Annotated in this window: 13 protein-coding genes; 8 read left to right on the top strand and 5 right to left on the bottom strand. The window is 61.8% G+C overall.

Features of this window, described 5'->3' with window-relative positions:
• Positions 1–10: 10 nt before the first annotated feature.
• Positions 11–1,087 carry a glycosyltransferase gene (locus HY795_13700; protein MBI4806284.1) on the bottom strand — a complete coding sequence of 359 codons (1,077 nt, stop codon included), beginning with the start codon at positions 1,085–1,087 and terminating at the stop codon, positions 11–13.
• Between the two features lie 77 nt (positions 1,088–1,164).
• Between HY795_13700 and HY795_13695 the strand changes: the two genes are divergently transcribed.
• The 8 genes from HY795_13695 to HY795_13660 all read left to right on the top strand — a co-directional run bounded on the left by HY795_13695 (position 1,165) and on the right by HY795_13660 (position 8,431).
• Positions 1,165–2,565, top strand: coding sequence for an oligosaccharide flippase family protein (locus HY795_13695; GenBank protein ID MBI4806283.1), 1,401 nt, complete (start codon positions 1,165–1,167; stop codon positions 2,563–2,565).
• Positions 2,566–2,767: 202 nt separating this feature from the next.
• The gene (locus tag HY795_13690; protein ID MBI4806282.1) at positions 2,768–3,190 is read left to right on the top strand and encodes a universal stress protein; all 423 of its coding nucleotides are present in this window, start codon (positions 2,768–2,770) and stop codon (positions 3,188–3,190) included.
• Between the two features lie 123 nt (positions 3,191–3,313).
• Entirely contained in the window at positions 3,314–4,426 is a 1,113-nt protein-coding gene (locus HY795_13685) for a putative sulfate exporter family transporter (GenBank protein MBI4806281.1), read from the top strand.
• 16 nt (positions 4,427–4,442) lie between these two features.
• On the top strand, positions 4,443–4,841 hold the full coding sequence (locus HY795_13680; GenBank protein MBI4806280.1) for a biotin/lipoyl-binding protein: 399 nt from the start codon (positions 4,443–4,445) through the stop codon (positions 4,839–4,841).
• Positions 4,841–5,278, top strand: coding sequence for a universal stress protein (locus HY795_13675; GenBank protein ID MBI4806279.1), 438 nt, complete (start codon positions 4,841–4,843; stop codon positions 5,276–5,278). The genes HY795_13680 and HY795_13675 overlap by 1 nt, the downstream gene beginning before the upstream one ends.
• 132 nt (positions 5,279–5,410) lie before the next feature.
• A complete protein-coding gene (locus HY795_13670; GenBank protein MBI4806278.1) occupies positions 5,411–6,733 on the top strand; it encodes a PAS domain-containing protein in 1,323 nt (440 codons plus the stop codon).
• A 26-nt stretch (positions 6,734–6,759) separates the two neighbouring features.
• Positions 6,760–7,428 carry a DUF47 family protein gene (locus HY795_13665; GenBank protein ID MBI4806277.1) on the top strand — a complete coding sequence of 223 codons (669 nt, stop codon included), beginning with the start codon at positions 6,760–6,762 and terminating at the stop codon, positions 7,426–7,428.
• Positions 7,421–8,431 (top strand): inorganic phosphate transporter, encoded by a 1,011-nt coding sequence (locus HY795_13660; GenBank protein MBI4806276.1) that lies wholly within the window; start codon positions 7,421–7,423, stop codon positions 8,429–8,431. The genes HY795_13665 and HY795_13660 overlap by 8 nt, the downstream gene beginning before the upstream one ends.
• A gap of 7 nt (positions 8,432–8,438) precedes the next feature.
• Here the strand turns inward: HY795_13660 and HY795_13655 are convergent, their stop codons facing one another.
• The 4 genes from HY795_13655 to HY795_13640 form a co-directional block, all read right to left on the bottom strand.
• The gene (locus HY795_13655) at positions 8,439–8,936 is read right to left on the bottom strand and encodes a MarR family transcriptional regulator (GenBank protein MBI4806275.1); all 498 of its coding nucleotides are present in this window, start codon (positions 8,934–8,936) and stop codon (positions 8,439–8,441) included.
• Positions 8,933–12,058: a multidrug efflux RND transporter permease subunit gene (locus HY795_13650; protein MBI4806274.1), complete on the bottom strand. Its 3,126-nt coding sequence runs from the start codon at positions 12,056–12,058 to the stop codon at positions 8,933–8,935. The genes HY795_13655 and HY795_13650 overlap by 4 nt, the downstream gene beginning before the upstream one ends.
• 170 nt (positions 12,059–12,228) lie before the next feature.
• A complete protein-coding gene (locus HY795_13645; GenBank protein ID MBI4806273.1) occupies positions 12,229–13,446 on the bottom strand; it encodes an efflux RND transporter periplasmic adaptor subunit in 1,218 nt (405 codons plus the stop codon).
• 146 nt (positions 13,447–13,592) lie between these two features.
• Positions 13,593–14,261, bottom strand: coding sequence for a DUF47 family protein (locus HY795_13640; GenBank protein MBI4806272.1), 669 nt, complete (start codon positions 14,259–14,261; stop codon positions 13,593–13,595).
• Between the last annotated feature and the right edge of the window lie 114 nt (positions 14,262–14,375).

Genomic DNA, 14,375 nt, shown 5'->3' with positions numbered 1-14,375 from the left:
CGCTGAAAAATCAATCTCCAAGAACCAGACGCTCGATGATCCCCGCGTGTCTCTCAGCCACGCTTTCCAGGGAATGTTCCGCAAGGGCGACCTGCCTGCCCTGTTCCCCGAAGCGCTGGCGCAAGGCTTCGTTTCCGAGAAGCTCGTCCAGGGCTTGGGCCAAGGCCTGAGGGGCTCTCTTCTGCACCACGAATCCGGTGCGGCCGTGCCGGATGACCTCGGGCACGCCGCCCACCGCTGTTCCCACGCAGGCCAGCCCCATGGCCATGGCCTCCAGGAGCACGTTTGGCATTCCCTCGTTGGCGGAACTCAACACCACGGCGCTGGCCCTGGCATATTGGCTCGCGGGATCGGTTGTTCCGGGCAGAAGCTCCATGGCCTGCCGGGCCGGGCTTGACGCCATGCGCCTGGCCAGCTGATCGCGCAGTTCGCCGTCGCCCACCAGCCTGAGGCGGGCCTTGGGGTGCTTGGGATGAACCATTTCAAAGGCCTTGATGAGGGTCTCGTGGTCCTTGATGGGCGAGAGCCGGGCCATGCAGAGAAGAACGCATTCTTCATCGCGATCTTCCGGCCTGGGGGCGAAGTGCGCCGTGTCCACGCCGGTGGGAATGACGTCGATGCGGTCCTGGCTGAGCTTGTAGCGGTTTACGAGAGCGGTTTTGAGGGCCTTGGCGTTGCAGATGTGGTGATGGGCCAAGTTTTTGAGCACGGCTTCGTGCTGGCGCCACAAGTCGTCTCCCCCCCGGCAGTTGGCCACCACGGCAGGCACCCGGGCCAGGCGGCCGAGCACTCTCCCCCAGATGTTCGGCACCACGGTGAGGGCCAGCAGGGCATCCGGCCGGAAGCTTCGCAGTTCTTGCCACAGGCCCCACAGACCGGCGGGTCCCACCGAAGGCGCCCGGGAGAGCTGGCGGACCCGCAGGCCGTACTCCACGGCCTTGGGCAGAAAGGCTTCTCCGCCCATGAGCGTCCATACTTCGGTTTCGAAGCGCGATGGATCAAGACGCTTGGCCAGTTCGAGGGCGTGCCTCTGGGTTCCCCCGAGGTGGAGATCCTGGAGTAAAAGGACTGTCTTGATAGGACGCATGATTGTATGAAATGACTCCCTTCTCCGGCAGGGCCCGTTTACGGCAAATCACCCCGGCCCGCCATGAAAAAGCATTCATGAAAACCCAGCGCTCCATACTCAGCAAATTCCTGCACCTGGCCACGGCCCAGTGGGTGCGGGACGGGCTGCACACGGTCCTCATCATCGTGCTGGCCCGGGCGAGCGCCGCCACCTACGGCGAGTTCGTGCTGGCCTTTTCCCTGGCCCAGTTCATTCTTTTTCTGGGCGAGTTCGGGCTCAACCAGCCCATGGTGGTGGCCCTAAGCCGCACCTGGGGCGACAAGGGGCAGGTGCTGGCCCAATACGGACTCATCAAGGCCGCCCTTCTCGCGGCCGGGATGGTGGGCGTGCTGTTTTTTTGCCTGATCCAGGGCTATTCCGGCGGCCTTTTGTGGATGTCGCTGGGCATCTGCCTCGGATGCGGCCTGGAGCCTCTGGCCGGGTCCTTTTTCGTGGCTCTGCGGGTACAGCATCGGCAGGACCTGGAGGCCTACGTGCGCTCCGCATCGGCCGCCCTGGGCTACGGGTACGCCCTGACCGCGCTGACTCTCGGCTGGCCCGCCTGGAGCTTCGGGCTCTTCAAGGTGGTGGAAAACCTGTGCAACCTCTGCGGAAGCGCCTGGTTCACCCTGCGGGGCAGCGAAACGGTCAGCATCTCCCTGGGCCGAAGAGGAATGGCGCGCGCCTGGCGCACCGCCGTGGGCGGACTGGTTTTCGTGGGCATGGCCCTGGCCGCCATCGGCTACAACAAGGCCAACGTCTTTTTCCTGCAACGCTTTGGCGGCGCCGAGGCCGTGGGCGCGTACGGAGTGGCCTGGGAGCTGGTGGACGGGGCCTCGAACCTGGTGGCTTCGCTCCTTCTTTCAGGCGTCATCTATCCGCTCCTGGTGAAACTCTGGCGCACGGACAAACAGGGATTTCAGGCCCTGGCCCAAAATTCCGCCAGAACGCTCACTGCGGTCAGCCTTCCCGTCATGGCTGTGCTGGCCATGGAAACAGACCGCATCCTGCCGCTCATCTTCGGCGCCGCCTATGCTCCCCATGCCTGGGTGGCGGCCTGGCTGACGCCTTCCATACTGATAGCCTTTCTGCACAATCTGGCCGCATACATGATGCTGGCCCTGGGACGCGAACGCCTCCTCCTGGCCATCTACACGGGAGGGCTCGCGGCAGGGGTTGTTCTCTGCTGGGTCCTTATCCCGGGCGCGCCCCTGTGGGGTTCAGCCCTGGCCATCGTTCTCACCAAGGGTCTGGTGGCGGTCTGCACCGTGGGCTACTGCCAGCTGAAAATCGGCTTCATGAACGCCCGAAACCTGCTGCTCGCCGCAGGATGCGTGAGCCTGGCCGGCGCCATCTGGTGGGGCGTTGGCCTTTCGGCCCCCCGTGAAGCGGCCGAGGTTCTGGCTCTTGCTCCTCTCCTCTGGCTCGTGTGGCGCTGGCGGCCCAGGAAAGCCTGAGGGGCCCGCCTTGCGCTTGCCCTTGTTCCTCCATTGGAAATCTTCACAAATTCGCTCGCGTTCCTAGCGTTTTGATGCTAGCGTCATTGTAATCAGAACTGAATCGCCTTTGCATCACGATGCCCTTTTCGTCGTTTCCGGCAGGGCGGAGCTTTCCGTTGCTCCCGGAACCGGCGCCTAACTTCAAGTGGAGGGTGTATCGATGAATGTACTCGTGGCGCATGATGGCTCGCCCCAGGCATCCAAGGCTTTGGACGTCGCCAGCCAGATGGCCGCAAAGTTCGGGGGGAAACTCGAGATAGTCACAGTAATTCCCGACCTGTGCCTGTCGACCGAGGAGCTCTCCGAAGAGGAATGCGGCCTGGTTGCCAACAGCCTGGCCACAGAGGCCAGGGGGCAGATGAAAAAAGTCTCGGAGGCGATGGCGGCCAAGGGAATCAAGGCGGAAATCATCATCAAGAATGGTCGCCCGGCGGAAAAAATCGTGGAGGCGGCCAAGGAAACGAAGGCCGACATGATCGTTCTTGGCAGCTTCGGCAAGCATGGGGCCATGAAGATGTTCCTGGGCTCCGTGTCCTCCAAGGTCGCTGAATACGCCGAGGCGAACGTCCTCATCGTAAAATAGCTGTAACCGCCGTGCTCCTCCAGCCATTTGTATACGTAGGAACCGGCGGAAGTGGGTTTGCGGCGCCCGATTTGGGCATCCGGATTCTAACTGGCTGTTTCAAGTCCTAAGATTGGGGGGATCATGGAAGACAGAGGCATCGTGGGCAAGCTTGCGGCCATCGTGCCGGGGCTGGCCCTCATGGTGGGCACGTTCCTGTTCGCCAACTGGGCCGAGGAAGCGTTGAAGCCCCTTGAGGTGTTCGGCTTCAAGCAATTCTTCGGCCGCGTTCTCAACTTGAACTACATCATCATCTCCATCATCATGGGAGTGCTCTACAGGAACGTGCTTTTCAGAGGCACGATACCGGAGTTTCTCGCGGAAGGTTTCAGAACCACGCGCCTGTTCATCAAAACCGGCGTTATCATGCTGGGCTCAATCTACACCCTGTCCGGCCTGGCCAAGCTCGGAGGCATGGCGGCCTTTCTCATTTCCGCCTTCGTGTTCGGCACCGTGATCTTCGTCATGTGGCTGGGCAAGGTGCTCAAGATGGACCGTTCACTGATCGGGGTGATGTGCGCGGCCTGCGGCGTGTGCGGCGTGTCAGCGGCCGTGGCCACCAGCCCGGGCGTACGGGCCAAGCCCGCCGAGGTGGCCCTGGCCATCGCCACCATTCTCGGCTTCGGCGTCATGACCATGTTCATAAGCCCCTACCTGGGCAACATGCTGCACCTTTCCGACTACCAGTACGGCGTCTGGGTAGGCACCGGCATCCTGAACTCAGGCCAGGTGCTGGCCTCCTGCCTGGCCTTCAATCCGGTGGTGGCTCCGGGCACCGCGGTGGCCTACGGCGAGTTATGGAACGTGATGCGCGTGATCATCATACCCTTCGTGGTTTTCGTGATCACCATCTGGTATTGGAGCGGAAACAAGGACGATGCCGAGGTCCAGAACGTGAGCCTCTGGCAGATTTTGAAGTCCAAGTTCCCCATCTTCGTCCTGGGCTTCGTGGGCATGACCGCTCTGTCCTCGTTCGGGCTTTTAGGCCAGGAAGGTTCAGAAACCACCCATCTGCTGCGCACCCTGATGCAGTGGATCTTCGGCATCGGCATGGTGGGTCTCGGGGCCTACATCGACTTCGGCGAAATAAAAGCCGCCGGGGGCAAGCCCCTCATCGTCGGCCTCACCGCCGGTACGGTCAAGTACATCCTGGCCCTGATCATGGCCCTGACCATCATACCAGCTGTCGCTCCGTAACCGGGAGGAAAGAGCAATGTCCGCAGAAGACAAGAGCAAAAAGCTCACAGTATTCCGCAGCGACCGCCACGAGGACGTGGGGGCCTGCGTGTTCGCCGCCCTGGCCACCGCGTGCGTGCTGATCTACATGGCCTACTTTATCGACAAGGTGGTCATAAAGGCTCCCGTGGACGGCAAGCTCACGGAAATGAAGGTGGCCGTGGGCGACATCGTCAAACAGGGCCAAGCCATCTACACCTACGAGACCGTGAAGAAAAAATTCGTGGAAGGAAAGATTCAGGAATCCAAGGCCACGGAGACCTTCAAATCCAAAGTGCCGGGCAAGGTAGTGGAACTTCAGAAGAAGCCGGGCGATTCATTCAAACGCGGCAACGCGCTGTTGACCGTGGAACACGAGAAGGGCACGCTGCCGTAATGCGCGTTCTTCTTGCTTTGGACGAATCGACGCAGGCCATGGACGAGGCGGTGAGGATCGCCCGGGACACCGGGGGGAGCCTCACCGCGCTTTTCGTGCTCGACGCCACCTGGAGCGACTACATCGGCCATGACTGGCTCTCGGGGTCAAACTCCCGTGGAGGCTACATCGAGTACGCCGGGGAGGAGGACCTCAAGGAGGCCGAGGCCATTCCCAAACTGCTGCTCGCCAGGGCTGACGGCTTAGACGTCAACGTCAAGACCGTGGCCGGGCGGGTGCGCGACGAAATCATCAAGGAGGCCCAGGCCGGGGAGTATTCCGTCCTGGTCATGGCCCATCCCTTCAAGCGCGGCCTGGCCGTGGTGCGCGACACGGCCAAGGACATCCTGGGCAAGCTTCCCTGTTCGCTCTATCTGGTCAAACCCTCCACCCAATAACCCAGCCCCGGCGGCATACGCCGCCGGGGCTTTTCAGCTTTTGCCCTTCCTGCTACTAAGCCCCTGCCCTTTACGGTCGAACCATAAAGCGGTTACGTACTTGGTGTGGCAAGGCCCGCCAGGAGGTGCTCCTTGGAAAACCGTTCGTATTTCACCCGGTTGCTGGTTCTTTCTCTGGCGCTGCTCTTTTGCGCCGCGGTTTTCATATTCTACCAGACCAGCTACAAGGCCGGCTCGGAGCTGCTCCAGGAATTCGAGGCCCGCGAGGCGAAAACCCTGAGCGTTGTCCAATGGCTCGTGGCCGACAAAGCCCCCTATTCCGGAACAGGCCAACTGCGCGACCTGCTCGGCGAAATCTCCAAGAAGCTGGACACTCGCGTCACGTACATCTCGGGCGGCAAGGTTCTCGCCGAATCGGACCTCCCTGCGGCCGAGGCGGAAAAAATGGAGGACCACTCCGACCGGCCCGAGGTCATCGACGCGGTAAAATCCGGGTTCGGCAAAGCCACCCGTTACAGCAGCACCCTGCAGACGGAAATGCTCTACATGGCCGCCCGGATGCAGGGCACGGCCGGGCTTCCGGACGGAGTCCTGCGCATCGCCGTGCCCTATTCAACCGTTCAGAGCATATTGAGCGAATCCCGGACGCGTTTCCTGGCGGTGATCGCCCTCATGGCCGCATGCGCGACTGCCCTGGGAGTGTTTCTCATCCGGCGCACCCAGGGAATGCTGCGTTCCTTCAGCCAGGTGGTGGACGAACTTGGCCGGGAAGAATCGCCTGACAAGATCCGCGTCTGTCCGGGTTCGGAATTCAAGCCCCTGATGGATTCCATCAACGTCTTGGCCAAGCAGGCCCGCAAGAGCCATCGCCACCTGGTCGACACCCGCAGCCAGTTCGAGGCCGTGCTCGCAAAGATGACGGACGCCGTGGCCGTGCTCGACCAGGACGGCGTCATCCTGGCCCACAACGCCGCCCTGGAACAGCTTCTGGACACACCGGCCGCTTCCTGCATCGGCCGCAATGTTTTGGAATCCGGCCTTGGGCTTGGAGTCTATGAAGCGGCCCGGGACGCCCTGGCAACACGCGCCACAGCGCCGCGCCGCTTCCAGGCCAGGCTGGCCGGCGGCAAGGATGCCGACGTGGACCTCGTTCCCTATGCCACCGCAAAGGGGAAAAACCGCCTTATCCTGGTTATTCACGACGTTACCGCCATCAAGACCGCGGAGCACATCCTGCGTGAATTCGTCATCAACGCCTCGCACCAGTTGCGCACGCCCCTGACCAGCATCCAGGGCTACGCGGCCACCCTGCTCGATTCTCCGCCCAAGGACGAGGCGCAGGCCCGCTCCATGCTCTCCACCATCCTGAAGAAGAGCCAGGACATGAGCGGAGTGGTCACCGGACTTTTAGACACCGCCACACCCCAATCCGGCGCCGCGCCGGGGAAACACTAAGCGAACCATACGCCCTAGGAGCATCCATGGGATTCAATCTCTTCCCGAAGGACGTCAAGTTCTTCGACCTTTTCAAGGACCAGAACCGCAAGCTCATCAAGGCGGTGACCATCCTCTACGAGCTGTTCCATTCCGTGGAGGACGCCAACGACCGCTGCCTCACCCAAGACGATATTGATGAGCGCTGCATCCGCATCAACATCATCGAGGCGGAGGCCAACACCATTTCGCGAAACATCGCCACGGAGCTCTCCTCGACCTTCATCACCCCCATTGACCGCGAAGACATCCACCAGATCAACATCACCCAGGAAGCCCTGATCAACATCATAAAGGTCACGGCCACCCGTATCGGCTTCATGGAGTGCGGAGCGATTCTCTACCCCGCGCGCAGGCTGGTGCGCTCGCTCAAAATCATGATCGAGGAGGCCGGGCAGGTGCTGGACAAGCTCTCCAAGAACAAGCCGGCCAACGAACACATCGAGACCATCAAGGCCCACAAGTACGAATGCGAAATGCTTCTTCTGGTCGGCCTGGGCGAACTCTACGAAGCCAAGGCCCAAAAGGAGGAGAGCGTCGACACCGTGCTGCACATCATCAAGTGGAACCACATCTACGGCCGCATCGAGCTGGCCGTAGACCGGGCCGAGCGCCTAAGCGACGTTCTCGAAGGGGTCATGCTCAAACATGCTTGAACTCCCCCTGCTGCTCATTTTCATCGTGATCATCGCCCTTGTGTTCGACTTCACCAACGGCGCGCACGACTCGGCCAACGCCATCGCCACCATCGTGTCCACCAAGGTGCTTTCGCCCAAGGTGGCGGTGCTCATGGCCGCCGCGCTCAACCTCTTCGGGGCTTTTCTGGGCACGGAAGTGGCCCAGACCGTGGGCAGCGGCATCGTCGGTCCGGACATGGTTTCGGGCTGCAAGATACTGGTGCTGGCCGCCCTTTTTGGGGCCATCTTCTGGAACATTCTCACCTGGTACCTGGGCATCCCGTCGTCCTCGTCCCACGCCCTGGTTGGGGGACTGATCGGCGCGGCCATCGCCTTCAAAGGGTGGGACGCGCCGAGCTATGCGTCCATCGCCAAAAAGGTCCTGCTTCCTCTCGTGCTCTCCCCGGTGGCCGGTTTTCTAGGCGGGTACTTCCTCATGGTGCTGCTCACCTGGATGTTCGTGAAAGCGCATCCCAAAACCGTGAACACGGCCTTCAAGAAACTCCAGATACTGTCCTCGGCCTTCATGGCCACCAGCCACGGGCTCAACGACGCCCAAAAGACCATGGGCATCATCACCCTGGCCCTGGTGATCTTTCAGGTGCAGCCGGACGTCAGCATCCCCACATGGGTGAAAGTCACGTGCGCGCTGGCCATGGGCATGGGCACGGCCATGGGCGGATGGAAGATAGTGAAGACCATGGGCCACAAGATATTCAAGCTCGAGCCCGTGCACGGATTCGCGGCCGAGACCGCGGCGTCGGCGGTCATCATGGCTGCTTCATCCATGGGCGCGCCGATAAGCACCACCCACACCATCTCCACCACGGTCATCGGGGTGGGCGCCTCGAAGCGGTTCTCGGCGGTGCGCTGGGGTGTGGCTGGGAATCTGGTGGTCGCCTGGGTGCTCACCATCCCGGCTTCCGGACTGGTGGCGGCGCTGTTTTTCTGGGGGCTCGAGCTTCTCGGGCTGAACAGATAGGGAGGGACTACTCACCCGCCTGGTCGGAGGGTGACCCCATATCAGGGGTTACCCTGGAAAGCCGGTCCCGGACATGCAAGAGCACCCTGTGGGTCAGCTGGATGTGCTCTTCAGGAACGTCCTCAAGTATTTCTTTCTCAAGGCCGATGGCCGTACGGATCAGTTCTTCCAGATAAGGCTCGGCCTTCTCCGTCAGGAGGACATGTTTCATCCTCCGGTCACCAGGAACGGCCTCCCGCTTCACCCACCCCGTGGCCTCCAGGCGGTCCAGCAGCCGGACCAGACTGGGCCCCTCGACGAATATGGCCTCAGCCAGTTCCCGTTGGCTCATCGGTTTCTGGTTGCACGCCAAAGCCCCGATCACGCTCAAGGTCGATTTTGAAAGCCCAAGAGGGCGAAAGCGTTCGTCTATGCGGGCGCGAAAAGCCTTGGCCACCTCGTGCACGGTGAGGGCAAAGCCTTCTGTGCCCTCCCTTCGGATCACGTGTGGAGGTTTTCTGTTCATGCCTGCGAAGCCTTGGTCTTGCGTTTCAGCATTTGTCCCGCGCCCATGATGAGCTTGAAGAAAACAGGAATGAAGAGCGGGGCCAGAAACGTGGCGCCGAGCATGCCGCCGATGACTCCGGTACCGATGGCGTGCCTGCTGTTGGCGCCCGCGCCCGAACTGAGCGCCAGGGGCACGCAGCCAAGAACGAAGGCCAGCGAGGTCATGATGATGGGCCTGAAGCGAAGCCGCGCCGCCTCTTCCGCCGCCTGGGCCAGGGAACGGCCCTCCTTGTGGCGCAGCACGGCGAACTCGACGATGAGGATGGCGTTCTTGGCCGCCAGGCCGATAAGCGTCACCAGGGCCACCTGGAAGTAGATGTCGTTGGTGAGCCCCCTGGCCCAGGTGGCCAGGATGGCGCCGAAGATGGCGAAGGGAACGGCCAGCACCACCGCGATGGGCAAGGACCACTTCTCGTACTGGGCCGCCAGGATCATGAAGACCATGATGATGCCCAGCAAGAACACGAGGGTGGACGAGCCCCCCGCCGCTTTTTCCTGAAACGAGGAGCCGGACCAGGCCAGGCTGTACTCGGCGGGCAGCACTTCTTTGGCCACGGCCTCCATGGCGTCCATGGCCTGGCCGGAGCTGAAGCCCGGGGCCGGAGACCCCATGATCTTGGCCGCGGGGAACACGTTGAAGCGCTCCATCACCTCGGGGCCGCTGGACTGAACCACCTTCACCAGGGCCGGCAACGGCACCATATCGCCTTTGGCCGTGCGCACGTACACGTCGCGCAATGCCTCGGGCCTGTCGCGATAGTCGGCCTCCGACTGCAAGGTGACCCGGAAGGTGCGTCCGAATTTATTGAAATCGTTAACGTAGTAGGCGCCGAAGGTGGACTGCATCACCTCGAACACGCTGCCCACGCTCACGCCCTGGGCCAGGGCCTTGTCGCGGTCCAGCTCCACGTGCAGCTGGGGCACGTTGGCCCCGAACGTCGTGGACACCCGGGCCAGTTCCGGGCGCTTGCCCGCCGCGGCTATCACCTTGGCGGTCATGGCGGCCAGCGCCTTGCTGTCGCCCTCGCCCCTGCTCTGGATGTAGCCCTCGAAGCCGCCCGTGGTGCTCATGCCGCTGATTGGCGGCGGGTTGAAGGCCAGGACCATGCCGCTGGGAATTGCCATGCCCAGGCCAAAAGCCCGTTTCACGAAATCAAACGAGCTTAGTCCCGGCGCCTTGCGCTCCTCCCAGGGCTTGAGGGTAATAAAAGAGGTACCGTAGTTGGACCTGTTCGCCCCGGTGAGCGCGTCGTAGCCCGCGAAGGTGGCTGTTTCAGCCACGGAGGGGTCCTTGCTGGTCATGTCGTCCAGGATGGCGCAGATATCCCGGCTGCGGGACAGGGAGGCGCCGTCCGGAAGGATGGTGGCCGCGATGACGAAGCCCTGGTCCTCGTCAGGTAGCATGGCGCTCGGGACAAGCTTGAACAGGCCGAACGTGGCGGCGCACAACAGGGCGAACAGCCCCACGGCAACTACGGGCTTTACCAGCAGGAAACGCACTCCGCCCACATAGCTGTTGGTGAAGGAATCGAACCAGCCGTTGAAGACCCTGAAGAACCCGCGCGGGTCGTGGTGGGTATCCGGCAGCAGCAGGGAACACAGGGCCGGGGTCAAGGTCAGGGCCACGATGCCGGAGATGACCACGGACACCGCGATGGTGATGGCGAACTGCTTGTAGAGCTCTCCGGTAAGGCCGCCCATGAAGGCCACCGGAACGAACACTGCGCACAGGACCAGCACGATGGCGATGATGGGCCCGGTAACCTCCTCCATGGCCTTGGCCGTGGCCAAGGGCGGCGGCAGGTGTTCTGTTCGCATGATGCGCTCCACGTTCTCAAGCACCACGATGGCGTCGTCCACCACGATGCCGATGGCCAGCACCATGCCGAACAGCGTCAGGGTGTTGATGGAGAACCCGAGGGCGTACATCCCGGCGAAGCTGCCGATGATGGATACCGGCACGGCCAGGAAAGGAATGAGCGTGGCCCGGAAGTTCTGCAGGAAGAGATACACCACCAGAAACACCAGAAGCATGGCCTCGCACAGCGTCTTCACCACCTCGACGATGGAGACCCGGACGAACTTCGTGGTGTCGTACACCGTGGAATAGGTGATGCCAGCCGGAAAACGCTTGGACAGCTCGTCCATCTTGGCCTTCACCGCATCCGCCGTATCAAGGGCGTTGGCTCCGGGAGCCAGGAAGACACCCATGGGCACGGTGGGCTTGCCGTTGTGCTTGCCGGAGAAGTTGTAGTCCTTGGCGCCGAGTTCCACCCGGGCCACGTCCTTCAAACGCAAGGACGATCCATCCGGCTCGGAGAGCAGGATGATGTTCTCGAACTCCTCAGGGGTGTTCAGCCGGCCCTTGGTGGTGACCATGTAGTTCACGTCCACCCGCTGGGCGGTGGGTTCCTGGCCTATGCGCCCGGCCGCGTACTGGGCGTTCTGCTGGGTGATCGCCTTGGCCACGTCCCCGGGAGTGAGCTTCAGCTGGGCCAGCTTGTCCGGGCGCAGCCAGATGCGCATGGAGTAATCCTGGTTACCGAAGATCACGGCTTCGCCCACGCCCGGGAGGCGCTTGAGCTCGTCCAGGACGTTCACCAGGGCGTAGTTGTTCATGTAGATCGTGTCATACCGGCCGTCCGGGGAGTCTATGGTCAAAACCTGCAGGAAGTTCGAGGATCTCTTGCTGACGTTCACCCCCTGCCTGCGGACCTCTTCCGGAAGCGAGGTGAGTCCGGACTGCACCCGGTTGTTCACGTTGATGGTGGCCTGGTCCGGATCCGTGCCCACGGCGAAGACCACGGAGATGGTTATGGAGCCGTCGCCCGCGCTGGTCGAGCGCATGTAGAGCATCTTGTCCACGCCGTTTATCTGCTGCTCGAGAGGAGCGGCCACGGTCTGGGCTATCACCTCGGGACTGGCTCCGGGGTAGGAGGCCCTGACTTGGACCTCGGGTGGAATGATGTTCGGGTACTGGGCGATGGGAAGCGCATTCATGGCCACCAGACCGGCCATGACGATAACCAGCGAGATGACCGTGGAGAGGATGGGACGACTGAGGAAAAAACGTGACAGCATGCCTGTTTCCTTACCCTTATCAGCCTGTTGTAAAAGTCGATCTTCTTAAGCCTGTTCAAAAAACCGGCTGGCAAGGCGCAGAAAAAAGTCAAGGCTGAAGCGTATTTGACATACGCGAAGGTTTGACTTTTTTGCGGCAACGCCGCCAGCGGGAATTTTTCAACAGGCTGTTATCCGGCCTGCCCGGCCGGTGCGGCCGGTGCGGCCGTGGCCGGCTGCGCGCCCGCTTCCCTGGGGTTCACGGTGGCGCCGGGCTGTACCTTGATGACGCCTTCGACCACCACTCGTTCCCCGGGGTTAACGCCGCCCTCGACAAGGTAGGAGTTCCCCAGGGTGGGCCCCAGGGTGACGATGCGCGGCTCCACTACGTTCTTGTCGTTCACCACCCAGATCATGGTGCCCTGCTGTGTCTGCAGCACCGCCCCCTGAGGGATGGACATGGCCTCCTTGAGCACCGAACCGGCCAGCTTGGCCCGAACAAACTGGCCGGGCATGAGCTCGCCTTTGGGATTGGGAACTTCGGCCCGCACCTTGACCACCCCGGTCTGGGTGTCCACCTGGGTGTCCATGAAATTGATGTGTCCGGAATGGGGAAACACGGTTCCGTCGGAAAGCAGCAGGCGCACCTCGAAATCCCGGCCGTTTTCGAAGGCCATGCGCCCGGAAGCCCTGTCCTTGCGGTACTTGCTGGCATCGGCGTTGGAAATGGAGAAATTCACGTACACAGGGTCGATGCGATTCACCACGGTCAGCAGGCTGGAATCGGTCCCGGTTCCCACCAGGCTCCCCTCGGAGCGTGTTTCCTTGCTGGTGACGCCGGTGATGGGGGCCTCCACCCGGGTGTAACCCAGGTTGATGCGGGCCTCGCGCACCTTGGCCTGGGAGGTCCGCACCTCGGCCGAGGCGGCTTCGAACTCGGTCTGGGCGTCGTCATTGTCCTTCTGGCTGATGACGTCCTCCTGGCGGAGCTTGCGCATGCGGGCCAGGTCGCGCGTGGCCCGCTGCAGGCGCGCTTCGGACTGGCCGAGAGCACCCTGGGCCTGCTCGAGAGCGGCCTTGAACGGTTCGGGGTCGATCTCGAACATGAGATCTCCCTGGCGGACCTGCGAGCCTTCCACATAGCTGCGCCGAAGCAATATGCCGCCCACGCGGGCCCGGACCTCCACCTCGCGAGAACCAGTGACTTGGCCCATGTATTCAATATCAAGGGGGATATCCGCCTTGGTCATGGTCTTCACAACCACCGGCATGGGCGGCATGCCTCCCGCGGGAGGTTGCCCGGCACTTTCCTTGCCGCAACCGGACAAGGCGGACAGGGCGAAAAGGCCTGTGAGACAGACCGACAAAATCATCCCGCGCCGCTGGCGCAGCTGATAGTATGCAGACATGTGGAATTCCTCCGGAATAATACGAACACCGCAGCTTGTCAGGCGAGTTTCAACGTCCGTAGCCGTTAGTTAGATAGCTAACTAATGTTCGAAAAGGCCGGTGTCAAGAGTCTTGAACGCGGCTGAAAGAACGGGGGAAAGGCGGTCTACCTGGCAATCATGGCACGGAGAACGTCGGCGGCGCCTTCGGCGTTGTGGCTCATTTCGTGGACATGCTCGATGAATTTGACGAACTGATAGATGTTCTTGAAGTCCCCCTCCTCCGCCAAGCACTCGCGCAAGAGTTTCCGGGAGGATCGCGAGACCTTGCTGTGCTGCACGCGGACCGTATGGTAGTTGTCCTTGACAGCGGTCCTGTCCTTGGTTTGCCCGTAAACCAGGTCCATCGTCCCCTGGATGGCCGGTTTCAAAAGCTCAACCGAACGGCAGGCTTCCCGGGTCAAGGCCCGGGCCGATGTCAGAAGTTCCTTGGGCAACACCATCTGGCGCATGCCGAGCCAGTTCAAGGCGTCCTGCGCCGAATCCAGGATGTTGTCCTGGCTGCGGGTGAAGTTGAGAAACAGGGTCTTGTCCACCTCCATGAAGAAATCCCTTGGGAGGCGGCGGATGCGGCGCTTGATCTTGTCGGCCTGGCCCTCCAGCGTGTCGATCTCCACCGCAAGGGCCTGAAAAGCCACGCCAAGCCCGTTATTGGCATATTCCTTCAAGGCGGCTTCCACCACCATGACACCCTTGGCCACCGGTTCATAATGCTCAAGCAGTCCCGGAAGGCGCTTTCGGCCTGTCACGTTGGCCATGAATCGAGTAAAAAACATGCGGAAGCTCCTGGGCTTTGTTTGCGGGGAGTGCTGGTAGAAACTGTCGTATGGAATAAAGTTCCGCTTTGCAAGGCATCCACAGCAGGAGTGCCATTCGATTGTGTTTTTTAA

Source organism: Desulfovibrio sp., from assembly GCA_016208105.1.
GTDB lineage: Bacteria > Desulfobacterota > Desulfovibrionia > Desulfovibrionales > Desulfovibrionaceae > Fundidesulfovibrio.
Note: the sequence above shows the minus strand (reverse complement) of the source record. Positions and strands in the feature narration are given on the sequence as shown.